This is a genomic window from Cellulomonas sp. P4_H12, from assembly GCF_056400905.1.
On record NZ_JBFUKJ010000014.1, the window covers coordinates 21,298 to 47,497 of the forward strand.

Genomic DNA, 26,200 nt, shown 5'->3' on the forward strand with positions numbered 1-26,200 from the left:
AGGTGAGCGCTGCCCTGTCCGCGGCGGTGCGCCGGCCGGGCTGGACCTTCGCGCTGGTGCTCGACGCGGTCGCGGCGGTCGGCGGCTTCGCCACGGTGCGCTGGGGGCCGAGCGGGGCGGTCGAGCTCGCCCTCTCGGCGGCCGCCGTCCTGATCGCCGCGGGGACCGCGTCCCTGTGCGACGACGGCCTGGTCGACCTGACCTGCACGTCGCCGCTCACCGTGCGGCGCCGGACGGTCGCGCGACTGGCCCTCGGCCTGGTGGCCGCTGGCGTAGCCGCGAGCGCCGCCGTGGCAGGCCTCGCGGGAACGGTGCCCCGAAACCTGCTCGAGGGTCCCCTCGCGACGATGGCCCTCCTCGTGGCGYTCGGCATCGCCGCCGGGGTGGTCGCCGCCAGGGTCCGGCCCGACGTCCCCGCCGCCATCCCCGCGACTCTGCTCGTCGTCGCCCTGCTGCTCGGCGCCCGGCGGCTCACGCTCGACGTGCTCGAGGACTCCGGTGCCCGCACCGCCTGCGCGGTCCTCGTGGCCGGGGTGGCTGTGCTGGTCATGACGCGGGACCGCGCTGCGCCCCGCCGCCTGCCGTCCCGTCGAGGTCCGAGTGCCTAGGCTCCTGGCATGGCCACCGTCATCCTCGTCCGGCACGGCCGCAGCACGGCGAACGTCGCGGGGATCCTGACCGGTCGGGCCGCCGGGGTCGATCTCGATGCCGTCGGCCGCAGCCAGGCCGCGAAGGCGGCGGAACGGCTCGCCGTCGTGCCGCTGGTCGCGGTCGTCTCGAGCCCGCTGGCTCGGTGCCGGCAGACGGCGCGGATCATCGCCGAGCCGCACTCCCTGGCCGTTGAGCTCGAGTCCGGCATCGTCGAGTGCGACTACGGCGAGTGGCAGGGGCGCGCCCTTCGCGACCTCTCCAAGGAGCCGCTGTGGTCGGTGGTGCAGAGCCGGCCGTCCGAGGTCACCTTCCCGGGCGGCGAGTCGATGAGCGCCATGCAGACCCGGTCCGTGGCGGCGGTCCGCCGGCACGACGCCGCGCTGGAGGCGGAGCACGGCGCGGGCGCGGTGTGGGTGGCGGTCACGCACGGCGACATCATCAAGTCCGTGCTCGCGGACGCCCTCGGCATGCACCTCGACCTCTTCCAGCGCCTCAACGTCAATCCGGGATCGGCCTCGATCGTCCGGTACGGCACCGCGCGTCCCGATGTGGTGGCCACCAACACGGACTCCGGCGACCTGTCCTGGCTGCGGGCCGCGGTCCCGGTCGGTGACGCGCCGGTGGGCGGCGGGGCGGGTCCGGGCGCCGCCTCGTAAAATGGGTGACATGCCCTCCGTCGTCCACCAGTTCGACTGGCCCGACCGCGTCGTCGTCGGCACCGTCGGCAGCCCCGGCTCCCGCACGTTCTACCTGCAGGTGCGCGACGGCGCCCGCAGCGCGAGCGTGGCGCTGGAGAAGGAGCAGTCCGCGGTGCTCGCCGAGACGATCGACGAGATCCTCGACGCGCTCATGGCCGACGGCGCGAACAGGTTCAACGTCCCCGCCGCCACGGCGGCCGAGCTGGTCGACAACGACCCCCTCGACCAGCCCGTCGAGGAGCAGTTCCGCGCGGGCTCCCTGCGCCTGGCCTGGGACCCCACCACCGCCCAGGTCGTGGTCGAGGCGTTCCCGCTGGACGACACCGACGAGGACGACGAGACCGAGACGGAGCCCAGCGAGATGCTCCTGGTCCGGATGCCGGTCGGGACCGCGCGGGCGTTCGTCCAGCGCACCCGGCAGGTCGTCCGGTCCGGTCGGCCCCTGTGCCCGCTGTGCGGCAGCCCGATGGACGACGACGGCCACGTGTGCGCCGCGCCCTCCTTGTGACCGATCTCCCCGACGGCGAGCTCGAGCTCCTCGGACGCATCACGGTCGCGTCGAACGCGACCTTCCTCGGCGCGATCGGCGACGTCCAGGTCGTCTACAAGCCCGTCGCCGGGGAGCGCCCGCTGTGGGACTTTCCCGACGGAACCCTGGCCAACCGCGAGGCCGCCGCGTACCTGGTCTCGGAGGTGTTCGGGTGGGACGTCGTGCCGACCACGTTCCTGCGCGACGGGCCACTCGGCCCCGGCATGGTGCAGCTCTGGCAGGAGCCCGACGCGTCGCAGGACCCGGTCGACGTCGTCCCGGCGCGGGCCGTGCCGCCCGACGGCTGGCGCGCGGTCTTCGAGGGCATCGACGACGACGACCAGCCGCTGACCCTGATCCACGAGGACTCGGCGGCGCTGCGCCGGATGGCCGTGTTCGACGTCGTGGTGAACAACGCCGACCGCAAGGGCGGCCACGTGCTGCCGATGCCGGACGGGCACCGCTACGGGGTCGACCACGGCGTCACGTTCCACGTCGAGCACAAGCTGCGGACGGTGCTCTGGGGCTGGCGAGGCGATCCGCTGGACGACGTCGAGATCGCCGGCATCGACACGGTGCGCTCGTCGCTCCACGGCGAGCTCGGTCAGCGCCTGGCCCCGCTGCTCACCGAGCCGGAACTGGTCGCGCTGGCCAAGCGCTGCGACCGGCTGCTGCGCCACGGCGTCTTCCCCGGGCCGCACGGTCAGATGCCAGCGTTCCCCTGGCCGTTCTTCTGAGCCCTACCAGTCGTCGTCGCGACCCCAGCCGCCGAAGGCTCCGTTGCGGCGCGAGCTGAGGTACGACCCGATGACTGCCGCGCCGAGGTCGTCGGTCTCGGGCGTGACGACCGTGCCGCCGACGCGCCGGGCCATGGCGTCGACGAACCGCGCGAGACCGGGGTCGTCGCCGAGCCGGAAGATCGTCGTGCGCGCGCCCAGGCGCGTCGAGCCGTCGAGCTCGCGCACCGCCAGGGCGATCGTCATCGGGGCCGGCGGGTAGTCGAAGAAGACCTCGCCGCTCGACTCCAGGTGGGAGGTCGGCTCGCCGTCGGTGACGATGAGGAGCACCGGCTGCGCGTTCGGGTGCTTGCGGAAGTGCCGGTTGGCCAGCAGGAGCGCGTGGTGCAGGTTCGTACCCTTCTCCCACTTCTCGTCGAGCCCGACCAGCTGCTCGATCTCCATCACCGCGGCTGTGCGCCCGAACCCGATGAGCTGCAGGTCGTCGCCGCGGAACCGGCTGGTGACCAGCGTGTGCAGGGCGAGCGCCGTGCGCTTCATCGGCACCCAGCGCCCCTCCATCGCCATGGAGAACGAGGTGTCGACCAGCAGCGCCACGCACGCCTGCGTCCGCGCCTCGGTCTCCTGCACCTCGACGTCGTCGACCTGGATCGTCGTGCCCCCGGACCGGACCAGCGCGTTGGTGATCGTGCGGCTCACGTCCCAGGGCTCGGTGTCGCCGTACGCCCACTGCCGGGTCGACCCCGACGGCTCGCCGGCGGCGCCGGACCGTCGGACCTCGTGCCCGCCGGTGCGGCCGGACATCGTGTCGGCAACCGCCTTGAGGACGGACTTCCCGAGCTGGCGCATGGCCTTGGGCGTCAGCGCGAGCTGGCCGTCCGAGCCGCGCCGGATCGTGCCGGACTCGCGCAGCGCCCGCTCCAGCCGCTGCAGGGTGCGGGCGTCGACGGCCGCGTCCTGCCCGAGCTGGCGCGCCAGCTTCTCCAGGTCGAGGTCGTCCAGCTCGGAGCCCTGGTAGGACTGTGCGAGCTGGTCGGCGAGGGCGTCGAGGTCCGCGAGGTCCTGGAACAGGCCGGTGCCATCGCCGAGCCCGAGCCCGTTGTCCCCGTCGAGGCGCTCCGAGCTCCCCCAGTCCTCGCCGGGGCGCAGCGCGCGCAGGCTGTCGTCCATCCGGCCGAGCTCGTTGATGAGGTCCGGCGAGCCGAACGCCTGCTGGGCCAGCGCGTCGAGCTCGTCGCGCTGCTCCTGCGTCATCGAGTTGCGCATGCGCTGCGCGGCCGCGGCCCGCTGGGCGAGGGCGTCGAGGAGCTCGTCGAGGTTCTGCGGCTGCTCGGGGAAGTAGTCGCCGTGCTTGGCCATGAAGTCGTCGAACTGCTCCTGGGTGTCCTCGCCGCGCTTGCGGCTGTCGAGGAGCCCATTGAGATCCTGGAGCATCTCGTTCAGGGCCGCGCGGTCCTCGTCGCTGGCGTTCTCCAGCGCCTGCTTCATCCCGGCGAAGCGCTGGTCGAGCGCCTCGCGGCCCAGCAGGTCCTTGATCTTCTCGAACTCCTGCCGCGCCTCGGCGCTGCGCCAGTCGTACCCGTTGAGCTCGTTGACGGCGGCCGCCGGCGAGGACGGGAGGTTGTCGAGCTGCATCTGCGCCAGCGCCCGGTCGCCCTCGTCCATGTCGACGTCGCGCGCCAGCTGCTTGCGCTCGGCCAGCACGGCCCGGTCGAGCAGCTCCTTGACCTCCTGCAGCGTGCCGTCGAGGTTGTTCTCGCGCTTGAGCGCATTGCGTCGCTCGGCGACCCGCCGCGCCAGCTCGTCCAAGCCGGCCTGGTCGCGACCGCCGCGCCGCAGGAACTCGCGCATCGCCCGCTCGGGCGAGTAGCCCGCCATGACGTCCTGGCCGATCGCGTCCAGCGCCTCCGCGAGGTCCACCGGCGGCGCGAGCGGATCGGGCCCGTCCGTGTAGGTGGTGTACCTCGCGAGGCGCCGGTTGGGTCTAGCCATAGATCGTCTCGCCGCCCCCGGACTCCTTGCTGATCCGGCGGGCCAGGTAGAGCCCCTCCAGCGCGAGCTCGATGGCGGCCGCCCGCTCGCCGTCGTTCGCCGCGCCGAGCCGCTCGGTGATCTCGTCGTAGAGCTCCGACTCCCCCAGCGAGGGCAGGCCGGACAGCACGTCGCGGGCCGTGACCTGCTCGCCCGTGGTCACCATGGCACCGCCCTGGATCGCGTCCACCAGCAGGCCGAAGTCGATGCCGCGGAAGTGCGCGCGAACCGTCTCCGCCGTCGCGGTGCGAAGCAGGTGGTCGAGGATCTCGTCCTCGCGCCCCTCCTCCCCCGACTCGAACTCGATCTTCCCCGCGAGCACGTCGACCGCCGTCTCGAGGTCGACCGGCCGGGCCACGGCGTGCTCCTCGCCCTGCCGCGCGGCCCGGTGCAGCGCCGAGGCGGCGACCGTCTCCGCGCCCGCGATGGCGAACCGCGCGCTGACCCCGCTGCGCTGGTCCACCGCGCTCGACTCGCGCAGCGCCCGCGTGAATCGCGCCAGGATCTCGATGAGGTGGTCGGGCACGTCGGCGTGGAGCAGCGCCTCCTGCCGGATGACCGCGACCTCGTCGTGGAGCTCGGTCGGGTAGTGCGTCCGGATCTCGGCCCCGAACCGGTCCTTGAGCGGCGTGATGATCCGCCCGCGGTTGGTGTAGTCCTCGGGGTTCGCGGTCGCCACCACGAGCACGTCGAGCGGCAGGCGCAGCACGTAGCCGCGGATCTGGATGTCCCGCTCCTCCATCACGTTGAGCATCGCGACCTGGATGCGCTCGGCGAGGTCGGGCAGCTCGTTGATGGCGACGATCCCCCGGTGCCCGCGCGGGACCAGGCCGAAGTGGATCGTCTCGGGGTCGCCGAGCGCGCGCCCCTCCGCGACCTTCATCGGGTCCACGTCGCCGATGAGGTCCGCCACGCTCGTGTCCGGCGTCGCGAGCTTCTCGACGTACCGCTCGTCGCGGTGTCGCCAGGTGATCGGCAGGTCGTCGCCGTGGGCGATCGCCTTGCGCTTGCTCGCCGCCGTGATCGGCTCGTACGGGTGCTCCCCGATCTCCGACCCCTCGATCACGGGCGACCACTCGTCGAGCAGGCCCTGCAGCGTGCGCAGCAGCCGCGTCTTGCCCTGCCCGCGCTCGCCGAGCAGCACGATGTCGTGCCCGGCGATGAGCGCGCGCTCGAGCTGCGGGACGACCGTGTCGTCGAACCCGTGGATGCCGGGCCAGGGATTGCGGCCCTCTCTGAGGGCTTCGAGGAGGTTGGCGCGGATCTCTTCCCGCACCGACGTGTGGACGTGGCCGGAGGCGCGCAGCTCGCCGACCGTGGACGCTGTGGGACGCATCATCCCGTCGAGCGTACGTCCGGTTTCTGCTGATGCATCCCGGGCGTGCTATGCCCTGCGCGAAGAGACCGTGACCGTGAACTTCGGGTCGCGGCCGGCCTGGCGGGTCGGCCCGACGACGCGCTCCAGAGTCGGTCGGTAGCGTAGGTGCGAGTTCCAGACCGCCCACAGCTCGCCGCCCGGCTTGAGGACGCGCGCGGCCTCGGCGAACAGCGTCCGCGCCACCCCGTCATGCACCGCGGCGCCGACGTGGAAGGGCGGGTTGAGCAGGACCAGGTCGACGCTCGCGTCCTGTGTTGATGTCGCGCCGTCCGCGCGCACGACGTGGACGCGACCCTCCAGACCGTTCGCCCTCACCGTGGCACGCGCCGAGGCGACTGCGGCGGCGGACTCGTCGGTCGCCGTCACGGTCAGCTCGTCGTTCGCTCGTGCCAGGAGGACCGCCAGCACGCCCGTTCCGCACCCGAGGTCGACGGCGCTCGTCGCGTCGGGCGGCATCGCGTCGAGGTGCTCGAGCAACGCGCGCGTGCCGATGTCGATCCCGGTTCCGGCGAACGCGCCGCCGTGCGCGCAGACCGTGATGCCGAGGTCCGAGTGCACCTGGCTCTTGGGCCAGCGCCTTGCTGTGTCGGCCTGTGGCTCTCGAGCGACCAGCACCCGCGACTTCTGCCGGGCCAGGTGCGCCTGCACGGCTGCGAAGTGGCGCCCGAGGACGTCGTTCATCGCGGTCGTCATGTGCTTGACCCGCCCGCCCGCGACGACGACCACTCCTTGTTCGGCGTGGTCCGCGATCAGTCCGGCGATCTCGTCGAGCGCGTCGAGGGACCGCGGCAGCTGGAGCAGCACCACCCGAGCGTTCGCCACGAGCTCCGGCGTCAGCTCGTGCGACGTGAAGCCGCCGATCCCGAGCCGCTCGGCGTTCGCGTGCAGCGCCTGCTCGCCGAGGAGGCGGTCTTGGTGCGTGCGAACCCCGGAGAGCCCGTGCCGCGTGATCGCGCCCAGCGTCAGCGCGCCGTGGTGGTCGCCGATCACGACGACGCCCGAGCCGTCCGCGCCGTCCAGCGCGGGCGCGGCCTCGTCGAGGATCAGCCGGTCGCTCGCGTCGACCGCGTGCAGGTTCGGCGCCTCGAGGTCGGGGTAGCGCCGGAGGTCCGCAAGGACGTCGGTCTCGTCATTCCCGGCCGCCGTGTCCACGACCCCGAGGCTAACGGTGCAGGTCGAGCCTCACGATGACCTCGTCGTTCACGTCCCGCTCCCCCGTCGGCACGAACCCGAGCCGCGCGTAGAACCCGGCCGGGCCGCCCGGCCCGTCGACGTAGCTGGTGAGCAGCTCGGTGGCGCCCTCGGCGCGGACGAGGGCCGCCACCTCCTCGACCGCCCGGGCACCGTGGCCCCGGCCCTGCTGCGACTCGTCGATCAGCAGCTTCCACAGGAACCAGGGGCCGATGATCACCGGCGGCCGGGGCTCGACGTCCCAGCTGAGCATGACGAACCCGACGGGGCGGCCGTCCGCGTACACCGCGCGGTACCACGGCCGGGCCTCGGGGTAGTCGGCCGCGTCCGCGAGCGCGCCCCGGACGGTGCCGACGAACCGCTCCTGGTCCGCCGACACCCGGATCGCGCAGACGGCCGCCTCGTTCTCGGCGTCCACGGGCACCAACGTCACGACGCGAGCCTAGTGACGGGCGCCTCGGCGACCATGGTGATCTCCGTGATCAGCCCGTCGGCGAGCGTGAGCACGTCGATCACCCGGATCGACACGCGCTCGCCGGTCGGCGGCAGCACGCCGACGGGCGTCGTCAGCGGTCCGACGTGCCGGCCCTCCAGCCGGAAGGCGACGGCGACCTTCGAGCCGGCGTCGCACACCTCGAGGATCTCCCGGTGCACGTCGTCGAGCGCGCCCTGCAGCGACGCCGCGGCGTGCACCAGGTCGCCGATGGTGAGCAGCGCGCCGTTGACCCGGACCGGGTCGGCGTAGAGCTCGCGGAACGCGTCCGCCGCCCGCGCGGGGTCGGCGTGCGGTCGGGACCACAGCTCGAGCAACGCCGCCGGCTCGACGCTCATGAGCGGACCGCCGGGACACGCAGTGCCCGCAGGACGGTGCGGACGGCCGCCGCGAGGCGCGAGGTCCGCCAGTCGACGGCGGGCAGGTCGTGCTGCGGGGTGTCGTGCGTGGCAGCCCACAGCGGGAACTCGTGCGCATACATGTCGGACTCCTCTCCGTGCGCCGCGTCTCGGCGCTGCCCACACGCTCGCGCCGGACGCCTGCAGGAACGTTGCGGCCGGATCCGGTATCTGCAGGTTTTCTGCAGGCCTCCGTCAAAGGGGGCCTTGCACGCTCGGGCCACCGACCGAAGGGGCCCGACCATGACCGCCGCACCGCTCATCGACACCCGACGACCGACCCGACCGCAGGTGCCCGGCTGGCTCGCGCCGGCGGCTCTCGCGCTGGTCGCGGTGCTCTGGGGCGTGACGTTCACCGTGGCGGACGGCGCCGCGACCACCCTGCCGGGCGCCGATCTCGTGGTCTGGCGCTTCGGCCTCGCCACCGTGCTCCTCACGCTGGCCACCCGCGCGGCGCCGGCCCTGCCGCCCCCGTTGCGCGGACGCGGGATCGTCCTCGGAGCGCTGCTCGGAGCGGGCTTCCTCCTGCAGGCCTGGGCCCTGACCTTCACCGACGCCCTGACGTCCGGCTTCCTGACGAGCCTGCTCGTCGTCGTTGCGCCGTTGGCGGCCTGGCTGCTCTTCCGCGAGCGGCTCGGCCGGGCCACCTGGGCCGGCGTCGGGCTCGCGACGGCCGGTGTCGTCGTGCTGAGCCTGCGCATGACGGGGCTCGGCCCCGGCGAGCTGCTGACCCTGGCGTCCGCCGCCGCCTGGGGCGTGCACGTGGTGCTGCTCTCGCGGTGGTCGCTGCCGGGTCACGCCCTGCGGCTGGCGCGCGTCCAGACGGCGACGGTCGCGGGCCTCGCCCTGCTCGTCGTGACCCTGCGGTCGTCCCTCACTGGAGGGCCACCTGTCCCCGCGATGCCGCCCGACATGGCGTCGTGGACCAGCGTGCTGTTCCTCGCCGTCCTGGCCACAGCCGCCGCGATGGTCCTGCTCAGCTGGGCGCAGTCCCGGCTCAGCGGCACCCGCGCCGCGGTGATCCTCACCCTCGAGCCGGCGATGGCGGGGGTGACCGCAGTCCTGACCGGAGCCGCGGTCACGGGGCGGATCGTGCTCGGGGCGGCGCTGCTGCTGGGCGCCATGTACGTGGTCGAGCTCGGGGGTCGGCGATGAGCGACCTCGTGGAGCGGCTGGGCGGCGCCGGAGCCGTGCATGCCGCCGTGAACGACCTGTACCGGCGGATCCTCACCGACCCGGCGCTGGCGCCCTACTTCGACGGCGTCGACCTGGACCGGCAACGCGGCCACATGACCGACGTCCTGGTCGTCGTGCTCGGCGGCCACCCGCGACCGGCCCGGCTGACGGGCGTGCACGCGCACCTGCACCTCACCGACGACGTCTTCGACCGGACGGCCGGACACCTGCTCGACACGCTCGCCTCCCTGGGGGTCGACCCCGCGGCCATCGACGACGTCATCGCCCAGGTCGCGGCGCTCCGGCCGCAGGTCCTCGGCGCGTGACCCCCGTGCAAGGTTCCTGCAGGGAATCGGCAACCGGCACCGCACAGCATCGACACCACCAAGCGGCACACAGCGCCGCCCCCACCGAAAGAGGAGTCATCGTGACTGTCGTCACCCCCCAGTTGGTCGCCACCCCGACGGAGGGCGCCACCGGCACGCGCCTGGTCCGCGTGGCCACGGTCAGCGCCGTGGCAGCCGGCGCGGCGATCGTCGTCGCCGGCCTGCTCGACCCCGGCTACAGCGCGCGGAGCGAGGCCATCAGCGCGCTCGCGTCGCAGCAGTCCCACTCGGCCGCGCTCATGATCGGTGGCTTCGTCCTCATGGCGACCACCCTGCTGGCGTCCGGCGCGTTCCTGTTCTCGCGGCTGCGGGGCAAGGGAGCGCGGACGGCGTCCGTGCTCATCCTCGTCTCGGGCCTGCTCACGCTGGTCGCCGGGTTCAACCGGCAGGACTGCTCGAACCTGCAGGCGGCCTGCCTGGCGCGCGAGGAGGCCGAGACGGTGTCCTCGCAGCACGTCATCCACAACCTGGTGTCGATCCCGATCTTCCTGTTCCTGATCGTCGCCACGTTCTTCCTCGCGGCGGGTCTGCGCCGGTGGGGTCGGGACGCGCGTCTCGCCCGCGCCACCCTGCTCGCGGGGTTCGCCGGGCTCGCACTGGCCGTCTGGTTCGGCTCCGGGTCGTACGGCTCCAACGGCGGGCTCGTCGAGTGCGCCCTGGTCCTCGTGACCTTCGGCTGGCCGGCCCTCGTGGCCAACCGCGTGCTCAGCCGTGATGCGGTGGCGAGCTGAGCGCGTGCCCGTCCGGGACCAGCTCCGCGACGCGGGCGAACGCGTCGACGGAGTCCAGGGCGCGGCCCGCGTCGTAGGTCGCCGTCAGGCCGTCGTCGGCGATCTGTTCGGTGATCTCGCGCAGGTACCCGGCCGTGTCCAGCGGGTCCATGAGCTCCGGCGCGTACCCGATGTCCCGGCCCTGACGGTGGGCGATCCCCGCCAGCTCCGCCGCGGAGTGCACGTCTCCGCGGCGGAGCAGCACGTAGGCGGCGCTCACCACGCCGACCACCCAGGACGTCAGGTCGCGGTCGGCGACGGAGTTGCCGATGACGCGGGCCACCGCGGCCCGCGTCGGCTCGGAGACGTCGCCGGCCGCGATCCCGGCCTTCGCCACGACCCACTCGCACGCCACCACGCACCACGAGTACCCGCAGTCCTCGGCGATGGCGACGCCCTCGGCCGCACGCGCCCGGGCCTCGTCCAGGTCACCGGCGCGCAGGTGCGCGGTGCTCAGCGCCAGCAACGCGTCGGCGGCCCGCTGCGGCGACTCGACCTCGCGGGCCAGCTCCAGGGCCGTCCGGGCGTCCTGGAGCGCCTGCTCGACCTGGCCGAGGTTGGCCCCGAAGAACGCGAGGGTGGACAGCGCGTAGCTCTTCGCCTGGTCGTCCTGCGTGCCGGCCGCCAGCTCGGCGGCCGTGCTCAGCTCGCCCACCAGCGTCGCGTAGTCGCCGGCCAGGTAGCGGAGCAGCACGATGCCGATGGACCTGCCGATGAGGAGGTGGTCGGGGACGTCGTGCGGAGCGCTCGGGGCCTCGCCGAGCGCGCGGAGGCCCTCCACCACGTGCCCGCGCCGGTACCAGAACCAGAGCATGCCCACGGCGATGCGCAGGTGGGCGTGATCCGGGTCGTCGGCGCTCCAGGACAGCGCCGCGCGGATGGTCTCCTTGTCCTGCTCGAGCCGGTGCATCCACTGCCGGCTCCGCGGGCCGCGCAGCTCCGCATCGGTCTGGTCGGCGAGGGTCGCGGCCCAGGCGACGATCTGCCGACGAACCGCGCGCGTGCGCTCGTCGGACCGCTGCAGCGCCGCGTACTGCCGCAGGGTCTCGAGGATCCGATAGCGCCGCGGTGAGCCGTCGAGGGCCGTGACCAGCGACTTGTCGATGAGCGAGAGCAGCGTCGACAGCACGCTCCGGCCGCCCGCCACCGCGGTGGCCCCTTCCAGGTCGAACGACCCCTCGAACACGGACAGCACCTCGAAGAGCGCCTTCTCGTCACGCGTCAGTGCGTCGTACGACCACGCGACCGCCGCCTCCATGCTGGCGTGACGCAGGTTGACACGCCCGCCGCTGAGCAGCGCGAACCGGTCGCCCAGCTGGTCGGCGAGCTGGTCGACCGACAGCGCCCGGCACTGCGCCGCGGCCAGCTCGATGGCCAGCGGCAGGTCGTCCAGACCCCGGCACACCCGCGCCAGCGCGGAGCGCTCGTGGGCGTCCGGCCGCCAGCCGGGCACCACGGCGGTCGCGCGCTCTACGAAGAGCTGCTCGGCATCCGCGCTCGCCAGCGCCCGCAGCTCGAGCACGAGCTCCCCGGGGACGCCGAGCGTCTGCCGGCTGGTGGCGAGCACGCGGACGCCCGGGCACCGCTCGAGCAGCACCGTGACCAGCCGGGCGACGTCGAGCGCGATCTGCTCGCAGTTGTCCAGCACCAGCACCAGGCGCCGCTCGGCCAGGACGTCCGCCAGCCCGCCCGCGTCGTGCGCACCGCTGATCGCCAGCGCGGTCACCACGGTCTCCAGCAGCAGCGAGCCGTCCTCCAGGCCGGCCAGGTCGACGAACCAGGGACCGTCCGCGTCGCCCCGTGCCCGCGCCGCCTCGAGCACGAGCCGGGTCTTGCCGATGCCGCCGGGTCCGACGACCGTGACGAGCCTGCTGGTGTTGAGAGCCTGCGCGACCTGCGCGAGCTCGTCGCCGCGCCCGATCAGGGCGGTGACCGGCTCGGGCAGCGTCCGGTTGCGAGGCGACCGCGCGGGCCGCGCGACGGCCTCCCCCGGTGGGTCGAGCGACGGATCGTGCTGGAGGACCTGCGCGTGCAGCGTGCGGAGCGCGCGGCCGGGCTCGACGCCGAGCTCGTCGTCGAGCCGGCGGCGCACCCGCTCGTAGGCCGCGAGCGCCTCGGCCTGCCGCCCGTCGCGGTAGAGCGCCAGGATCAGCAGGGCGTGCAGGCTCTCCCGGAACGGGTGCAGCTCGACGAGCGCGCTCGCCTCGGTGGCGGCCGTGGGCGCATCCCCCAGGCTGAGCAGCGCGGACAGCCGCGCCTCCCGCGCCAGGAGCACCAGCTCCGCCAGGCGCGCGGCCTCGGCGACCGCCGCGTCGCCGAGCGACTCGACGACGTCCGCCAGCGGTGGGCCCGACACCAGCGCGAGGGCCTCGTCGAGTCCCGCCAGTGCGGATCGCGCATCGGTCGACATGCCGGCTCGCGCGTCCGCGACGAGACGGGCTAACCGGCGGGCGTCCACCGCGTCGTCGGCGACCTCCAGCACGTAGCCCGGCGCCCTGCGCACGATGCTCGGGCGCGGACCCTCCACGACCCCGAGGTCCTCGCCCAGGCTGCGCCGCAGCCGCGAGACGTAGACCTGCAGCGTGGACGACGCCGACTCCGGGGCGTCGTCGCCCCACAGCTCGCCGACCAGGCGGTCCGTCGAGACGACGTGGCCCGACGACATCGCCAGCACCGCGAACACCGCGCGCTGCTTGGGCGAGCCGAGCGCGACCTCCTGGCCGCCGACCGTCGCGCCCACCGGGCCGAGGATCCGGACGAGGGTCGCCGGCGCAGGCTGTGGTGCGGCCCTGCCCTGCGACGGCGCGCCCATGAGCCGGAGCCTGACCGACGCCGTCCGACCGGTCAAGGCCTGGCTCAGGCCGCGCCCGACCCCGCCAGCTCGGCGAGCCGGTCGATCGACGCCCGGATGAGGTCCCGCTGGACCGGGAGCCTGACCGACTCCCGTTCGGGGATGTCGACGTGGACGTCGATGTCGGTCTCCTCGCCGTCGGCCCGGAGCGCCCAGCGAAAGACCAGGTCCGAGACCAGGCAGGAGATCGTCACCCGACCCGGACCGGCCGTGGACTCGAGACGCTGGTCCATCGGGAAGTCCGGATAGTTCTCGGGCCACATCGTGTAGACGTCGTCGGGGCCGGTGCGCACGGTCTCCACGCCCGCCCACCACCGCGGGAAGCAGGATGGGTCGTGCAGGAGCTTCCACACCTCCTCGACGGGAGCGGTCGCGTGGGCGGTCAGCTCGAAGGACGGCACGGCGCTCACACCGCCTGTCCGCTCACGGCCGCGAGGCGCAGTCGGACGTCGTCGATCCGGGCGAGCTCACGGTGGGGCTCGACGAGGCCCACGACCGGCGGCCTGCCCAGGTCCACCATGTTGGAGAGGTAGCCGTCGGCGTCGGCCGGCCCGACCCGGTCCTGCAGCCGGTGCCACGACTCGGCGGCCTCGTCGAGACGGCGTCGAGCCTGGGCGTCGTCCCCGCGCGCGACCGCGATCAGGGCCTGGACGAAGGCGATGCGTGGCACCAGCGACCACGGCTGGTCGGCGGGACGGACCGGTTCGGTGACCGCCGAGCGCAACTGGTCGGCGGCCTCGGCGGGACGGCCGTCGAGGGCCAGTGCCTCGGCGCGGCGCAGCTGGGCGCTGGGTCGGCTGATGGGTGCCCCGGCGGCCAGCGCCCGACCGAGGAGCTCGGCCGACTCCGCGTAGCGACCGCCCGCCAGCGCGACCAGCCCGGCGTCGTGCGCAGCCGTGGCGCTGAGGGCCGGGTCGTCGAGCCGGTCGGCGATGTCCTGCTGTCGTCGCACCGTCTCCGCTGCCTCGTCGTGTCGGCCCAGCCGGGCCAAGATGTGCGCGCGCGCCGCCAGGCTGCCGAGGAGGACCGACGCCACGCTGCCCGTCGCCTCGACGGCCTGGTCGGCGAGGCGGAGCGCTCCTTCGTCGTCGCCCAGGCAGGTGAGCGCGCACGCCGCGTTCGTGAGGAGGGCGAAGGCCCGGTCCGGCGACCGTGCGGTTCCCGCGCGCGGGGCGGCGAGCATGGCCGTGTCCACGGCGGCCGCGAACCGCCCGGCCCTGATGTGGCCGAGCATCCCGATCTCCGCGACGTCGGAGGCCCGGAGCGGGTCGTCGACGATCGGTGAGAGTGCTTCGGCGTCGGTGAGCAGCCGCGCGAAGTCGGCGCCCGTCCCGGCGACCGCGTCCCCCCAGGCCAGTCCGACGAGGATGTCGGCCTGCAACCGGGGGTCGGCGTCGGACCCGAGCAGGTCGAGGGCCGCCCGGTACGCCCGTCGTGACGCCTCCGGGTTGCACACCACGGAACGGAACTGGCGTCCGCGGCGACACCACGCGTCGGGCAGGGCGTCCGCGGGCAGGAGCTCCAGCGCCTTGTCCCAGGCCGCCTCCGCGTCCGCCTGTCGGCCCGCCCACGCGCGGACCTCTTCGAGCTCCAACCAGAGCGCGCCGTCCTCGGGCGTCAGCGCGAGCGCCCGCGTGAGGAACTCCGCGGCCTCGTCGAGGGCTCCGACACCGCGCGCGTCCGCCGCGGAGGCCGCCCACTCGCGGGCCGCGTCGGGCTCGCGGCCGGCCAGGGCCAGGTGCCGGGCGACGTCCGCGTGCCGGGTCGGGTCGACGACGCCGGCGATCTGGTCGTGCAGCCGGGCGGTGTTCCGGAGGTCGGCGTAGACGGCGTCCCGCAGCAGCTCGTGACGGAAGCCCAGCCGGGTGCCTCGTCGCATCAGGAGCCCCTCGGCGGCGGCAGCGTCCTCGGCCGCCGACATGTCCTGGGCCGTCTGCGTCGGGTCCAGGCGGTCGAGCTCGTCGGACGTCAGCGGCCTGCCGGCCACCGCGAGCAGCCGCACGAGCTGGGCAGCGTCGGGCGACAGCCGACCCAGCGACGCCCGCACCCCGATCCGGAGGCTGGCCGGCGGACCGTCCTCCCCCGCGGCCAGGGCGCGCACCGACTCGACCGCGAGCAGCGGGTTGCCCTCCGCGGCCGCGACGACGCGGTCCAGCGCGTCGCCGTCCAGCTGGTGCAGCGAGCTGACGAGCGCGGCCACCGCGCGGTCCTCGATCGGACCCAGGGCGAGCGACTCGACCGGGACGCCGCGGGAGGCCAGGTCGGCGACCATGGCATCGATCTCCGGGGTCGGCGTCCCGTCCCGCGCCGTCAGCACCAGCAGCAGCGGCAGGCGGGAGAGGCGGCGCCCGACGTGGCCGGTGAGCTTCATGCTGATCCGGTCGACGCGGTGCGCGTCGTCCAGCGCCACCATCGTGGGCCGGTCGGCGCACGACCACTCCACCAGGCGCAGCACGGACTCGAAGACCCGCAGCCGTTCGAGCTCGGGTGCGGTCACCGACGGCGGCAGCTCCGGGTGGCCCAGCCGGGTTCCCAGATCGCCCGACAGCCGGTTCAGCTCCGCCGGCCAGGTCGCCGCGGGCGGGACAGGCTGAGCCGTCGCCACCAGTCCCTGGCAGATCTCGAGCCACGCGCCGAACGGGGGCTGCACCTGCGCGCCCCCGCCGCTGGCGATGCCCGTCCGGCCCCCGGACGTCTCGACGCGATGGGCGAGGTCGGCCAGGAGGCTCGACTTGCCGATGCCGGCACCGCCGGTGAGCACGACGACCCGACCAGCGCCGCGGGAGGCCGCCCGCCACGCTGCGCCGAGCCGGGCCACCTCGTCGCCCCGGCCGAACAGTCGCGGTCGCGGCGCCTCGTGGACGTCGGCGCGGACGGCCGCGTGCATCGCGCGGGTCGCGGGCGACGGGCTCACTCCCAGCTCCGAGCGGAGCCGCTCCCCGAAATCCCGCGAGGCCACGACCGCACCGGCGTGGTCGCCCGCCACGACCAGCCGCCGAATCAGCTCTCGGTGCGCGCTCTCGTCGTACGGGGCCAGCCGGCAGCGGTCGACGGAGAGACGCACCGCCCCCGCCAGGTCGCCGTCGCGCTCCGCCAGGTCGGCGGAGACGCCGAGCCGGGCCACGACGGCCCGGCGGTGGAGGTCGCGGGCGTCGGAGAGCCAGTCGTCGTCCAGCCCGGGCAGCAGCTCGCCGTCGACGTCCGCGTCGCCATCGTCGCGTGCATCCACCCACGTTCCTGGTGGCAGACCCACACTCGACCGGTCCGCCTCCAGGGCCGCCTGACCCCACGCCTGGTGGACCGCCCAGACCGCGGTCCGCAGGTTCGCCCGGGAGCTCTCGGGTGCGGTGCCCGGCCACAGCCGGGCCGCGACCTCGGCCCGTCCCTGTCGGCCCGGATGCAGCGCCAACCAGCCCACGAGAGCCCGCGCACGCTCGCTCGTCGGCATCCCGAGCGGGACGTCGTCCCAGGTGGCGGCCATTCGGCCGACGATCCAGAGCCGAAGCACCCTTCGATCGTAGACCGGGCCAGAACGCCTTTGACGAAGCCTTGACGATGCTTCGACGCAGGCCCAGCGAGCCTGCCGGGACCCGACGAAAGGACGAGACCATGACGCAGACTCTGTTCAATCCAGCCCCCCAGGCTCGCGCGGTCGACCCGGACCGCCTCGATGCCTTCCTCGGGCAGGTGATCGGCGACCTGGGCGCCACGATCAGCGCCGCGCTCGTCGTGATCGGCGACCGGCTCGGGCTCTACCGCGGCCTGCGCGGCGGCGTGCCCGTGTCGACCGAAGAGCTCGCGGAGCGGACCGGCACGGCCGCGGCCTACGTGGCCCCGTGGCTCGCCAACCAGGCCGCGGGTGGCTACGTGCTCTACGACCCGGGCTCCGGGACCTGGACGATGACGCCCGAGCAGGAGGCCGCGCTCGCTGACCCCGACAGCCCGGCGTTCTTCCCCGGGAGCATGCAGCTCGCCCTCGGGGTCCTGCGCGACGTCGCCGAGATCGAAGAGCGGTTCCGCACCGGCGCCGGCTTCGGCTGGCACGAGCACGACGACGACCTCTTCTCCGGCACCGAACGGTTCTTCCGTCCGGGCTACGTCGCCAACCTGGTGTCGTCCTGGCTGCCGGCTCTCGACGGAGTCGTGGACCGGCTCGTTGCCGGTGCGGACGTCGTCGACGTCGGGTGCGGCCACGGCGCCTCGACGATCCTCATGGCCGAGGCCTACCCGCGCTCACGGTTCCTGGGCCTCGACTACCACGAGGCGTCGATCACCACGGCCCGCCTGCGAGCGCAGGACGCCGGCGTCGCCGACCGGGCCCGGTTCGAGGTTGCCGACGCGGCCGACGTGCCGGTCGGCAGCGCGGCGCTCGTCACGATGTTCGACTGCTTGCACGACATGGGCGATCCCGTCGCAGCGGCACGCGCCGCGCTGCACAGCCTGTCCGACGACGGTGTCCTCATGGTTGTCGAACCCTTCGCCGGGGACCGGATCGAGGCAACCTGCACGCCCTGGGCCGGGTCTTCTACGGCGCCTCGACCCTCGTGTGCACGCCGTCCTCGCTCGCCCAACCCGGCCAGCTGGCGCTCGGGGCGCAGGCCGGTCCCGCGCGACTCACCTCCGTGCTCCACGACGCCGGCTTCACCCGCGTCCGGATCACCACCGCCTCACCCGTGAACCTCGTCATCGAAGCCCGACCCTGAAAGGAACCACTGCCATGACCAGCACCGCCACCACCACCCCGCTCGCCGCCCTGACCCGTGCGATCGAGAACCGGGACGCCGACGCCATCGCCGTCCGGTACTCACAGGGCGCCACCCTGACCCTGCTCGACCGCGACAACCCGCCGGCCAGCCCTCGGGTCATGAGCGGCCGCGAAGAGATCCGGACCTACTTCGCCGACATCTGCGGCCGCAACATCGACCACGAGGTCCGCGACGCCGTCGCCGACGAGCACGGCCTCGCCTTCACCCAGCACTGCCGGTACCCCGACGGCAACCGCGTCATCTGCTCCGCCGTCGGCGTTCTCGAGGACGGCCTGATCGTCCGACAGACGGTCGTGCAGACCTGGGACTGAACCGCCACGGCACGCCGGTCCCGTCCGCTGGCTGCAGCGGCTGGGACCGGCGTGCTCGGCAGGACTACGACGCCTCGTCCGGCACTTCCGACGGAAGGTGAGCCGATCCAGCCGCGCGCTGTTCGTCGGGGCGCTGCTCGACAAGTCGGAAGTACCGTGCGATCGGCAACAGCTTGGGCCTCTCGGTCGGCGGTCGGTCGATTCATGACATCCACCTCCCCGGACCCGGGGGCCCACGCATCGCACGGCCACTCCTGCCGGCTGGCTCCCGTTCCACGGAACCTCTCCCGTGGCAGAGTTGCCGGATGCCGACATTGTTCGAGGCTGCGGGCGGGAACGAGGGGCTGCACCGGCTCGCCGAGGCCTGGCACGCTCGCGTCCTGGCCGACGACGTGGTCGCCCACGCGTTCAGCCACGGCTTCCACCCGCAGCACACCGAACGCTTGACCGCCTACTGGGCCGAGGCGCTCGGTGGTCCGGCCGAGTACTCGGAGCGCTATGGCGACGAGTCATCGGTCGTGCGGATGCACAGCGGGAACGGCGACCACCAGGAGATGGACCGCCGCGCGATCGCCTGCTTCGAGGGTGCGCTGCAGGACGTCGGGCTGACCGCCGACCCTCGCCTCGCCCGCGCGCTCCGGGACTACTTCGCCTGGGCGACGAGCACGACCATGGCCCGCTACCCGTCGTCGGCAGACGACGTTCCCGACGGGTTGACGATCCCGCGGTGGACCTGGGACGGGCCAGTCGAGTGAGCGGAGTGGCGCTCAGGTTCGCTCCCGTTGCTTGGTGCCCCTCGACGCGGTCGAGGGGCACCAAGCCGATTCAGGACGTGTACGGGATGCGCTCCCAGGACAGCACGCTCTGCGCACCGGGGCGGTTGACGGTCATGCGCAACCAGTCCTTGTTGTTGCTCGACCCGTCGACGGTGATCCGTTCGAGGTTGTCGGCCGACCCCACGACGCCATACGTCGTCAACCACGGCGAGCCGGCCGCGAGGGGGAAGTCGCTGTTGTAGACGTGACTGTCGCCGTTGACCAGGTAGACCTGGCCGTCGAAGGCCGAAGACTCGTCCACCAACGCCTGGACGAGCGGGGCGAACGCCGAGATGTCCGTGGCGAAGTTCGGCGTGTAGGTGGGATCGAACATGTCCGCCTGCAGGAGAACCATCACCGCTCGGTCGTGCCGGTGACGTGCCTGGGCGAACGTGTCGCGGACGACCGCGATCCCGTTGGCCATCCGTGCCTCCTCCTCGGCGAGCTGTGGGGCTGTCGCCGTGGTGTTGCCGATGCCCGTCCACGGCTGACGGTCGTCGTTGCTGCCGACGACGTGGATGGCCGCGAAGTCGATGCCGGCGCGACGGAGCTGGACGTTCTCCGGGAAGCCCGCGGAGGCCTGCGAGGCGACCGTGGTCGGGTGCTGTCCGAGGGTGGTACCTGGGCGGTCGAAGAACACCGAGCGGTCGTACGCCAACCGATCCAGGGGGTTGTAGGCGCCGTTGTTCGCCCGGTGGCAGTCCGTCCACTCGTTGTCGCCCGGGGTGTAGACCAACGGGTTCTCGAACCGATCGAACTGCGCGCGAATCATCGTGTAGTAGGCGTCGTCGCAGCGGCTGGAGCCGTTCTTGATGTCGCCGACATGGAACGTCAGGGCCGGCTGGGCGGCGTTGATCTGGTCGATCCACGCCGGGAACGACGCGATCTGAGCATCGCCGTACGGGATGTCACCGATCACCGCGAACGAGTAGTGCCCTTCTTTCGTCTGCCCCGGAGGCGGGCTCGACGCCTGAGCCGCCGAGGAGCCGATGAGTGCCACCGCGGCGGATGCGGCGAGGACGATGACGGTGGAGAAGGCACGACGCGAAGGCACGGAGTTACTCCTGGGCTCGATCGGTTCGTTGGACGTGTCGGTGGTGCGCGGTCGGCGATCCGCCGCACAGCTCCGCTCGCGGTGTCGAGCTGGTGGCGGCAGTGGCCGCGGCCACACCGGTGACGCGGAGTCTGGAACGAGACATGCCACAGCCCTCCCTCGAGACCACTTCCCCGACACCGTGAGGCGACTTCCCGACGCTAGGCACGGCGGGCCGCCGTCGAGTGACCGGTGGGCGAACTCTGATCGAACTTCCACCGGCATGGCACAGGACCGGACCCGCCGACGTCGTGGCCGCTCGCTCGAGCTCGTTCGACGACGTCCGCCGTCGGTCAGACGGAGACTGCGGGAAGTGGGCGCCGGGCGACGGCACGCGCGGACTCTGCCGTCATGCCCAGCATCCGCAGCAGCATCTCCGCGAGCGCGTCCGCATCCGACTCGTCGAGCTCGCTGGCGGGCTCGAGTGCCGTCTGGAGGAAGGCGAGGATGCACCCGGCTGTCGCGATGACCCCGAGCCTGGCGTCCTCGACGGTGAACAGGCCGTCGGTCACACCACGCCGGATGTCGCGCAGCGCCCGATGGGCGAGCCCCTAGTCCTCGGCCGCGCCTACGAGGCGGTGGCCGGGCTGTCGACGCCCCTGCTCGACGAGCCGATGCGGATCGTGGCCCAGGCGGCCAACCACTCCAAACCCTGGATTGCCACGGCGGCGCTCCTCGCGACCGTCGGCGGACGCAGGGGGCGCAACGCAGCACTGGCGGGTGTGGCGGCCATCGCTGTGACGTCCTTCGTCGTGAACCAGCCGATGAAGCGCGCCGGGGCCCGACGCCGACCGGACCGGCCCGCCATGGGCGTGCCGGCACCGCGGTGGGTGCCGATGCCGACGTCGACATCCTTCCCGTCCGGGCACTCCGCGTCCGCCGCCGCGTTCGCCGCCGCCGTCGGGCAGATCGTGCCCGAGCTGCGGATCCCGTTGCGCGTCGCCGCGGCTGTGGTCGCCCTGTCGCGCGTCTACACCGGCGTCCACTACCCGGGTGACGTTCTGGTCGGGGCGGCAACCGGCGCGGTCGTCGGCCGTTCCGCTGGGCGCCTCGTCCGGAGAATGATGTCGCCTACCTGAGGGCCACCCACCGCCCCGGGCCCGTACCCGTTCGTCGCCGGCGACGCTGGTGAAGGGATGCGGATCCGCCCGGTCAGGCGGTCGCCGGCTGAGACCCGGGGCTTCGTCTGGTGGTGGCCAGAGAACGCCGCCAAGTCTCCTCATCCACCCTCGAGACGCGAGGGCGCAGCTTCGGGGTCGTGATGGGTGCGACACTGGCGAACAGTTCCTCCTGAGCATGAAGGAGACGGCATGCCCGACGCGGTGGAGGCCCGGACGCCGACACCCGCGCAACGGCAGCACCCCTACGCGACCGCGGTGGTCCGCAGCCTGAGCATCGCCGCCGCCGTCACCGTGGCCTACTTCGCGCTACCTCTCCACCTGCTCGCGGACCTTCCGTTCGCCGTCATCGTCGTCGGTGGCGTCCTGATTCTCAGCGCAGTCTCGGTGCTCCAGGTGCGCTCGATCATCCGCGCAACCCACCCGGCGGCCAAAGCCGTTGAGGCACTGACCCTGACCGTTCCGCTGTTCCTGCTCCTCTTCGCCTCGACCTACTTCCTGATGTCGCAAGCCGACGCCGGCAACTTCAACATCGGTGGGCTCACCCGCTCGGACACCCTGTATTTCACGGTCACGGTCTTCACGACAGTGGGCTTTGGCGACATCCTGGCCACCAGCCACAGCGCTCGAGCGGTGGTCACGGTCCAGATGATCCTCGACCTGATCCTCATCGGCACCGTGATCAAGGCATTCGTCGAAGCCGTCAAGATCTCCCGAAACAGCTCGACCAAACCACCTACGGATGCCTGACAGCTGGGACCGCGACCGACAACGTGGCCGGAACGCGGAGCTCGTCGGTGCCCGTTCTGCGGTCACCCCTCCTCGCACCAGAACTCCCGTAAGAGCAGTCGGCGGATGAGCCAGCTCTCGGTGGTCTCTTCCGCGCGGTCCATCAGCGAGCCGGAGCCGTGCTTGCCAGCTCTGGTTGTGGGTATCGCCTGGCGAGCATGCCCGCGACGGGATGCAGCACGGCCAGACCGATGATCAACAGGGCGATGCCCGCGAGGATCTGGAACCCGCGTTCCTCAGCCTCGAACCCGACGTCCCCGGGCGAGGCCAGGAACAGCACCAGCGAGAACGTGTACAGCCCGTACATCAGCCAGTACGTCGCCCGCTGCATCACCGCGAGAAGGAACGCGACGACGGCAAGCGTCGCCTGGGCCCACGGGGGCAGGCCGACGGCGGCTACGACCACGGCGGCAGCCGCGCCGACAGCCGTGCCGAGCGCCTTCTCGCGAATACGCTCGCGGTGTCCCATGAGCAGGTACATGACAAGGACGAGGATCGGCTCCGGCACCCAGTACGGCTCGGTCCACGACAGAGCCACCCCGAGCGCCGCGGCCCCACCCAGGGCCGCGCCGAAGCAGAGCGCGATCACGGCGGTGACCGGCAGCGAGTACCGGTCGCCCTCGACCACCGCCGGCGCACCGAAACGGCGCATGATCACGACGCCGTACACGGTGCCGATCGCGACGATCGCTCCGAACGTGACGGCGGTCGTCGCGGTGTGCACGGGCGTCACGAAGGTGGCGGCGTAGGGCACCACCAGCAGCGGGGCGAACCAACCGAACCGGTACCCGGCACCGGCAAGGACGCCGGCCGCCGCCAGCAGCGCAACCCACCACCAGTCGTATGCCGTGTACGCGCCCAGACCGGCCGCGACCCCGACCAAGGGCGTCACGTAAACCATCCGGCGTGTGCCCGCGAGCTTGGCCCCCACCGCGCCCCACACCACGCCGGTGAACAACGCCGAGACGCCCAACTCGCCCACCAACGCGCCAACGAGTACGGCAGGAAGAACAACCCCGACCAGCAGCGCCAACAAGATGGAGCACCCGACGACTACCAGACGGGACGTGCGCCGCAGGCTCCTCGAGATCGCCCGGCTGCCTGTCGCCGGGGCCGACATCCTCGACATCGCTCATGCCACACACCCCATCGGAAGAGTCTGGCGTCTATCGCGCGACTCTACGCGCCGCCCTCGGAAGGACGCCGGAACCAGACCCTGGGAAACGTAGGGAGGAAGAAGGCAGGTCAGCTAGCCACCGCGCAGGTCAGCGACATGGATCTCGTGGGGGTGGCGGGAATCGAAAGCGATCCGGCATGAGTTGACACGGGTCTCCGAACGGCTGACCTGCAACTCCGCGCGGCGCGCTCCGCTCCCTTCAGCCAATCTGAAGCTGTTTCGTTGACGTGGTCAACGGGAGGTCGATCGATCTGGATCGCCAGCCGGGCCCGGTTCTCGCACTAAATCTCGTGGAGGCCTCATGTCGCATCGCCGCCCGCGACCCGCTGTTACCGCACCATGCAGCAGACCCCCCATGGCTCGAGCACTACAACACTCGACGKCRCCACAGCGCMCTCGGAGGACTCCCACCGRTCAGCCGACTGTCACCCACATGACGGCCGAGTAGCCCTAACTGCCCTTCGGCTCGGCTGTCCACGTCACCGCACGGTACCCGGCGATGCCGACCCATCCCCCGAGTAGACCGACCAAAACCCACATGACTTGCACGATCGTCTGCCCATTAGTTCGGGCGGTCTGATCGACGACAACGAGAGGGACGTAGTCACCGACGCCAAATTCGGTGACGAGAAATCCGGGGATGCCACTCGACCCGGATGACCCTTCAAGCGTTACGCCCCCATAGGCGATCGCGATAAGACGGAGCGCGGCGACGGGTACAACGGCGTCGTCGATGGCATCCAGATCGTCAGACGTTATGAAGGGTTGGTTCAACTCGAACAAAGTAATTGCCCCGCGACCGACGAGATGGGGAAGCGAGAGGTCCACGGACGCACTCACTTCCGTACCGATTCTTAAGGCCGTGAAACGCCCTATCGCCGGAACCTCGCAAATGGCTCGCATCCTCCAAGAGTTAGCGTCAATTGTGGGTCGGACACCTGCAGTTGTGCCGTCCGCGAGAGTCCATTGTGCACACCATTTGCCACCCCACGGCGAGAGCTCAGACGAGGTGTCCAATAGGTCCTTGAGTTCCTGCGACACCGCGCCATCGTGGTTGGCGKGAGCGGCCTCACTTGGCGGCAGCACAAGTACCACCGTGACCGCCGAATTCAGTTCACCCGCATCGGCCTCATAGTCGAGGGATTGACGGAGTGTCGAAGAGTAGGGGTCGCTCGCCCGAGCGAGTCCCAGCCCGACGGAGAAACCTTCACGATTGACGTAGACCCGCGTCGTCCACTCCAACCCCGCAGAGGCGCTGGCAAGCGCCGCGCCGTCGGCCGGCGTCATGAACACACCCACAGGTATTCCTGGCGAATCAAATGACGGGAGCGATTCTTGCTGCGCAGCGGTGATCATCGCGGCAATTATCACCGCGCCACCGAGCGCAAGGACGGCAGACAATGCGGCGACACCCCAGAACAGCCGCCCTTGCCAGGGCCTTGTCGCATTGACCACGTGATCCCCGTTCTGCCCGGCGCCCGCGTCGACGGATCGGCCCCTGGCACAGGCTAGTGGTTCGCTTCTGAAGCTGGTTGCCAGTTGCCGACGACGGCTGAAGCGACCCCTCGAGTAGTTGGTCGGTTCGCCGACCACGAGTGCGCCGCCGCAGCCGCGGCTGTTAGCCAGCCGATCTCGAGCGCCGGCTACCGCTCGTGGATCAAGAGGCCTTGTGGCTCGCCCCGGGGTTCAGGGGAGGCTCGCAACTGAGGCTCTGAGTCCGTCGCGGCTCGCCTGGCAACCCCCAGGCTCCTAGGTGTCAACTCCCGGGCCGACGCATCCGGCCCAGGTTCGTCGGCCGCCGACGTCGTCTCGGTTCCTTCATCCGAGCCGATTGGGGCTGTGAGATACGAGTCGAGGAGCGCCGTCCCCCATAACGCGGCTGCAAGGATCAATGAGACTCGGGTGGAATCCGGGGTCGGCACACCATCGCGGCGCCGCGGCCCCCAGAATCATGCTTGGGCGTAACAACCGGAACGCCAGCAGTTTGGCGCGCGCATGGGAGATCGCAACTTGTCAAGATTCAACCGCGACAGGACCGCTGCAGCGAGGAAACGGCGTCGTCCGTCGAGCGAGGTTCGGTGGGGCGCCCTCGCCCTGGGGTTCATCGTCCTGGTTACCGGGGTGGTGGCTGTCTTCTCCGGGCAGAGTGATGCGGGCGCGGCAGCTTTGGTTACGTTGGGCGTGCTGACCCTCGCAGTCGGACTCCTGGGCGATGAACTCGACTCGATCCGGTGGGGCGACCTCGAACTTAGGCTCCGGGACAAGGCCGACGCTGCTGCACGTAAGGGGGACCTTGAGACGGCACGAGTTCTGACGGCCGCAGCGGACACGCTGGGCCAGCGGGTTTCCGCTGTGGCGGACAGTTACAAGCAGTGGAGGTTGGATCTTCCTCCAGGCGATGCTCGTACTGAGAAGCTCGAGGAGATCATTTCGAAAGCCGGCGAGGACGCGCACGCCCAGGACGTCGACGCCGAGCGCGTGCTGAACCTGCTGTGGACCGGCTCGGAAGGCGCTCGAGTGTGGGCTTTGGGAGTTTTGGAGGTTCGTCCGGAGCTCGCGACAGTTCGTGCAGTCCTCGAAGCCGTAGAGCGGCCGGATCAGATGTTTGACCAATACCACGCATTGGTACTGGCCGAGGAGTACGTGCGCTTGCCAAGTTCGGGCAAGTGGCAGTGCGAGCGCGTGCGTCGGGCCGTGAAGTCGCAGCTGGACCGGGGCGCCTTCGGCTCCGATCTGGACTGTCTCGAATCCGCAGCCCGCTTGCTAGATGGCTGGACGCCAGCCCGCGCCGGTGCGACGGGCGTCTAGGAGAACACGGGACCCCTCACGCCGATGCGCGTCA

26 protein-coding genes are annotated in these 26,200 nt (G+C 72.0%); 13 read left to right on the plus strand and 13 right to left on the minus strand.

Annotated features, from left to right (window positions below):
- The first annotated feature begins 2 nt into the window (after positions 1-2).
- The 4 genes from AC1DQC_RS09620 to AC1DQC_RS09635 are packed head-to-tail and all read left to right on the plus strand — an operon-like array spanning position 3 to position 2,615.
- Positions 3-608: a hypothetical protein gene (locus AC1DQC_RS09620; protein WP_477051013.1), complete on the plus strand. Its 606-nt coding sequence runs from the start codon at positions 3-5 to the stop codon at positions 606-608.
- Between the two features lie 9 nt (positions 609-617).
- Positions 618-1,307 (plus strand): MSMEG_4193 family putative phosphomutase, encoded by a 690-nt coding sequence (locus tag AC1DQC_RS09625; protein ID WP_477051014.1) that lies wholly within the window; start codon positions 618-620, stop codon positions 1,305-1,307.
- Between the two features lie 10 nt (positions 1,308-1,317).
- The gene (locus AC1DQC_RS09630; protein WP_477051015.1) at positions 1,318-1,857 is read left to right on the plus strand and encodes a DUF3090 domain-containing protein; all 540 of its coding nucleotides are present in this window, start codon (positions 1,318-1,320) and stop codon (positions 1,855-1,857) included.
- The gene (locus tag AC1DQC_RS09635; protein ID WP_477051016.1) at positions 1,854-2,615 is read left to right on the plus strand and encodes an SCO1664 family protein; all 762 of its coding nucleotides are present in this window, start codon (positions 1,854-1,856) and stop codon (positions 2,613-2,615) included. Before AC1DQC_RS09630 ends, AC1DQC_RS09635 begins: the two co-directional genes overlap by 4 nt.
- Positions 2,616-2,618: 3 nt before the next feature.
- On the opposite strand, the gene AC1DQC_RS09640 is transcribed toward AC1DQC_RS09635, so the two are convergent.
- The 6 genes from AC1DQC_RS09640 to AC1DQC_RS09665 are packed head-to-tail and all read right to left on the minus strand — an operon-like array spanning position 2,619 to position 8,189.
- Positions 2,619-4,607, minus strand: coding sequence for a hypothetical protein (locus tag AC1DQC_RS09640; RefSeq protein WP_477051017.1), 1,989 nt, complete (start codon positions 4,605-4,607; stop codon positions 2,619-2,621).
- Positions 4,600-5,985: a MoxR family ATPase gene (locus AC1DQC_RS09645; RefSeq protein ID WP_477051018.1), complete on the minus strand. Its 1,386-nt coding sequence runs from the start codon at positions 5,983-5,985 to the stop codon at positions 4,600-4,602. Before AC1DQC_RS09645 ends, AC1DQC_RS09640 begins: the two co-directional genes overlap by 8 nt.
- A 45-nt stretch (positions 5,986-6,030) precedes the next feature.
- Positions 6,031-7,176 (minus strand): class I SAM-dependent methyltransferase, encoded by a 1,146-nt coding sequence (locus tag AC1DQC_RS09650; RefSeq protein ID WP_477051019.1) that lies wholly within the window; start codon positions 7,174-7,176, stop codon positions 6,031-6,033.
- A 10-nt stretch (positions 7,177-7,186) separates the two neighbouring features.
- Positions 7,187-7,648 (minus strand): GNAT family N-acetyltransferase, encoded by a 462-nt coding sequence (locus tag AC1DQC_RS09655; protein WP_477051020.1) that lies wholly within the window; start codon positions 7,646-7,648, stop codon positions 7,187-7,189.
- Positions 7,645-8,046, minus strand: coding sequence for a nuclear transport factor 2 family protein (locus AC1DQC_RS09660; RefSeq protein WP_477051021.1), 402 nt, complete (start codon positions 8,044-8,046; stop codon positions 7,645-7,647). Before AC1DQC_RS09660 ends, AC1DQC_RS09655 begins: the two co-directional genes overlap by 4 nt.
- Positions 8,043-8,189, minus strand: a complete 147-nt coding sequence (locus tag AC1DQC_RS09665) for a hypothetical protein (RefSeq protein WP_477051022.1) — start codon at positions 8,187-8,189, stop codon at positions 8,043-8,045. The genes AC1DQC_RS09660 and AC1DQC_RS09665 overlap by 4 nt, the downstream gene beginning before the upstream one ends.
- A 160-nt stretch (positions 8,190-8,349) precedes the next feature.
- Between AC1DQC_RS09665 and AC1DQC_RS09670 the strand changes: the two genes are divergently transcribed.
- From AC1DQC_RS09670 to AC1DQC_RS09680, 3 genes are all read left to right on the plus strand, one after another.
- Positions 8,350-9,261 carry a DMT family transporter gene (locus AC1DQC_RS09670; RefSeq protein ID WP_477051023.1) on the plus strand — a complete coding sequence of 304 codons (912 nt, stop codon included), beginning with the start codon at positions 8,350-8,352 and terminating at the stop codon, positions 9,259-9,261.
- The gene (locus tag AC1DQC_RS09675; RefSeq protein WP_477051024.1) at positions 9,258-9,608 is read left to right on the plus strand and encodes a group I truncated hemoglobin; all 351 of its coding nucleotides are present in this window, start codon (positions 9,258-9,260) and stop codon (positions 9,606-9,608) included. The genes AC1DQC_RS09670 and AC1DQC_RS09675 overlap by 4 nt, the downstream gene beginning before the upstream one ends.
- Positions 9,609-9,709: 101 nt before the next feature.
- Positions 9,710-10,399, plus strand: coding sequence for a DUF998 domain-containing protein (locus AC1DQC_RS09680; protein ID WP_477051025.1), 690 nt, complete (start codon positions 9,710-9,712; stop codon positions 10,397-10,399).
- Here AC1DQC_RS09680 and AC1DQC_RS09685 read toward each other — a convergent pair.
- Genes AC1DQC_RS09685 through AC1DQC_RS09695 form a run of 3 tightly spaced genes read right to left on the minus strand, consistent with a single transcriptional unit; the run spans position 10,374 to position 16,797 of the window.
- Positions 10,374-13,250, minus strand: a complete 2,877-nt coding sequence (locus AC1DQC_RS09685) for an AfsR/SARP family transcriptional regulator (protein ID WP_477051026.1) — start codon at positions 13,248-13,250, stop codon at positions 10,374-10,376. The genes AC1DQC_RS09680 and AC1DQC_RS09685 overlap by 26 nt on opposite strands.
- A gap of 44 nt (positions 13,251-13,294) precedes the next feature.
- The gene (locus AC1DQC_RS09690; RefSeq protein WP_477051027.1) at positions 13,295-13,699 is read right to left on the minus strand and encodes an SRPBCC family protein; all 405 of its coding nucleotides are present in this window, start codon (positions 13,697-13,699) and stop codon (positions 13,295-13,297) included.
- Positions 13,696-16,797, minus strand: coding sequence for an ATP-binding protein (locus tag AC1DQC_RS09695; RefSeq protein ID WP_477051028.1), 3,102 nt, complete (start codon positions 16,795-16,797; stop codon positions 13,696-13,698). Before AC1DQC_RS09695 ends, AC1DQC_RS09690 begins: the two co-directional genes overlap by 4 nt.
- A 101-nt stretch (positions 16,798-16,898) precedes the next feature.
- On the opposite strand from AC1DQC_RS09695, the gene AC1DQC_RS09700 reads away from it, so the two are divergent.
- The 3 genes from AC1DQC_RS09700 to AC1DQC_RS09710 all read left to right on the plus strand — a co-directional run bounded on the left by AC1DQC_RS09700 (position 16,899) and on the right by AC1DQC_RS09710 (position 19,121).
- A complete protein-coding gene (locus AC1DQC_RS09700) occupies positions 16,899-17,966 on the plus strand; it encodes a class I SAM-dependent methyltransferase (RefSeq protein WP_477051029.1) in 1,068 nt (355 codons plus the stop codon).
- Positions 17,967-18,006: 40 nt separating this feature from the next.
- Complete coding sequence (locus AC1DQC_RS09705; protein ID WP_477051030.1) at positions 18,007-18,366, plus strand: nuclear transport factor 2 family protein; 360 nt, start codon at positions 18,007-18,009, stop codon at positions 18,364-18,366.
- A 305-nt stretch (positions 18,367-18,671) separates the two neighbouring features.
- The gene (locus AC1DQC_RS09710) at positions 18,672-19,121 is read left to right on the plus strand and encodes a group II truncated hemoglobin (RefSeq protein ID WP_477051031.1); all 450 of its coding nucleotides are present in this window, start codon (positions 18,672-18,674) and stop codon (positions 19,119-19,121) included.
- Between the two features lie 70 nt (positions 19,122-19,191).
- Here AC1DQC_RS09710 and AC1DQC_RS09715 read toward each other — a convergent pair whose 3' ends face one another.
- Entirely contained in the window at positions 19,192-20,235 is a 1,044-nt protein-coding gene (locus tag AC1DQC_RS09715; RefSeq protein ID WP_477051032.1) for a hypothetical protein, read from the minus strand.
- Between the two features lie 332 nt (positions 20,236-20,567).
- Positions 20,568-20,786 carry a hypothetical protein gene (locus AC1DQC_RS09720; RefSeq protein WP_477051033.1) on the minus strand — a complete coding sequence of 73 codons (219 nt, stop codon included), beginning with the start codon at positions 20,784-20,786 and terminating at the stop codon, positions 20,568-20,570.
- Positions 20,787-20,813: 27 nt separating this feature from the next.
- Here AC1DQC_RS09720 and AC1DQC_RS09725 point away from each other — a divergent pair, with 27 nt between their 5' ends.
- Both AC1DQC_RS09725 and AC1DQC_RS09730 read left to right on the plus strand, forming a co-directional pair.
- Positions 20,814-21,353 carry a phosphatase PAP2 family protein gene (locus AC1DQC_RS09725; RefSeq protein ID WP_477051034.1) on the plus strand — a complete coding sequence of 180 codons (540 nt, stop codon included), beginning with the start codon at positions 20,814-20,816 and terminating at the stop codon, positions 21,351-21,353.
- Between the two features lie 231 nt (positions 21,354-21,584).
- Positions 21,585-22,142: a potassium channel family protein gene (locus AC1DQC_RS09730; protein WP_477051035.1), complete on the plus strand. Its 558-nt coding sequence runs from the start codon at positions 21,585-21,587 to the stop codon at positions 22,140-22,142.
- A 142-nt stretch (positions 22,143-22,284) separates the two neighbouring features.
- Here AC1DQC_RS09730 and AC1DQC_RS09735 read toward each other — a convergent pair whose 3' ends face one another.
- Both AC1DQC_RS09735 and AC1DQC_RS09740 read right to left on the minus strand, forming a co-directional pair.
- Complete coding sequence (locus tag AC1DQC_RS09735; RefSeq protein ID WP_477051036.1) at positions 22,285-23,214, minus strand: FUSC family protein; 930 nt, start codon at positions 23,212-23,214, stop codon at positions 22,285-22,287.
- Between the two features lie 594 nt (positions 23,215-23,808).
- Positions 23,809-24,813, minus strand: coding sequence for a hypothetical protein (locus tag AC1DQC_RS09740; protein WP_477051037.1), 1,005 nt, complete (start codon positions 24,811-24,813; stop codon positions 23,809-23,811).
- Between the two features lie 666 nt (positions 24,814-25,479).
- Between AC1DQC_RS09740 and AC1DQC_RS09745 the strand changes: the two genes are divergently transcribed.
- Complete coding sequence (locus AC1DQC_RS09745; protein ID WP_477051038.1) at positions 25,480-26,166, plus strand: hypothetical protein; 687 nt, start codon at positions 25,480-25,482, stop codon at positions 26,164-26,166.
- The last annotated feature ends 34 nt before the right edge of the window (positions 26,167-26,200 follow it).

Bases quoted from the DNA above. Each gene is read 5' to 3' on its own strand.
- AC1DQC_RS09630 (WP_477051015.1), top strand. From the start codon at position 1,318: ATGCCCTCCGTCGTCCACCAGTTCGACTGGCCCGACCGCGTCGTCGTC.
- AC1DQC_RS09665 (WP_477051022.1), bottom strand. From the start codon at position 8,189: ATGTATGCGCACGAGTTCCCGCTGTGGGCTGCCACGCACGACACCCCG.
- AC1DQC_RS09730 (WP_477051035.1), top strand. From the start codon at position 21,585: ATGCCCGACGCGGTGGAGGCCCGGACGCCGACACCCGCGCAACGGCAG.
- AC1DQC_RS09645 (WP_477051018.1), bottom strand. From the start codon at position 5,985: ATGATGCGTCCCACAGCGTCCACGGTCGGCGAGCTGCGCGCCTCCGGC.
- AC1DQC_RS09700 (WP_477051029.1), top strand. From the start codon at position 16,899: ATGACGCAGACTCTGTTCAATCCAGCCCCCCAGGCTCGCGCGGTCGAC.
- AC1DQC_RS09660 (WP_477051021.1), bottom strand. From the start codon at position 8,046: ATGAGCGTCGAGCCGGCGGCGTTGCTCGAGCTGTGGTCCCGACCGCAC.
- AC1DQC_RS09675 (WP_477051024.1), top strand. From the start codon at position 9,258: ATGAGCGACCTCGTGGAGCGGCTGGGCGGCGCCGGAGCCGTGCATGCC.
- AC1DQC_RS09685 (WP_477051026.1), bottom strand. From the start codon at position 13,250: ATGGGCGCGCCGTCGCAGGGCAGGGCCGCACCACAGCCTGCGCCGGCG.
- AC1DQC_RS09710 (WP_477051031.1), top strand. From the start codon at position 18,672: ATGCCGACATTGTTCGAGGCTGCGGGCGGGAACGAGGGGCTGCACCGG.
- AC1DQC_RS09705 (WP_477051030.1), top strand. From the start codon at position 18,007: ATGACCAGCACCGCCACCACCACCCCGCTCGCCGCCCTGACCCGTGCG.
- AC1DQC_RS09640 (WP_477051017.1), bottom strand. From the start codon at position 4,607: ATGGCTAGACCCAACCGGCGCCTCGCGAGGTACACCACCTACACGGAC.
- AC1DQC_RS09725 (WP_477051034.1), top strand. From the start codon at position 20,814: ATGGGCGAGCCCCTAGTCCTCGGCCGCGCCTACGAGGCGGTGGCCGGG.
- AC1DQC_RS09625 (WP_477051014.1), top strand. From the start codon at position 618: ATGGCCACCGTCATCCTCGTCCGGCACGGCCGCAGCACGGCGAACGTC.
- AC1DQC_RS09670 (WP_477051023.1), top strand. From the start codon at position 8,350: ATGACCGCCGCACCGCTCATCGACACCCGACGACCGACCCGACCGCAG.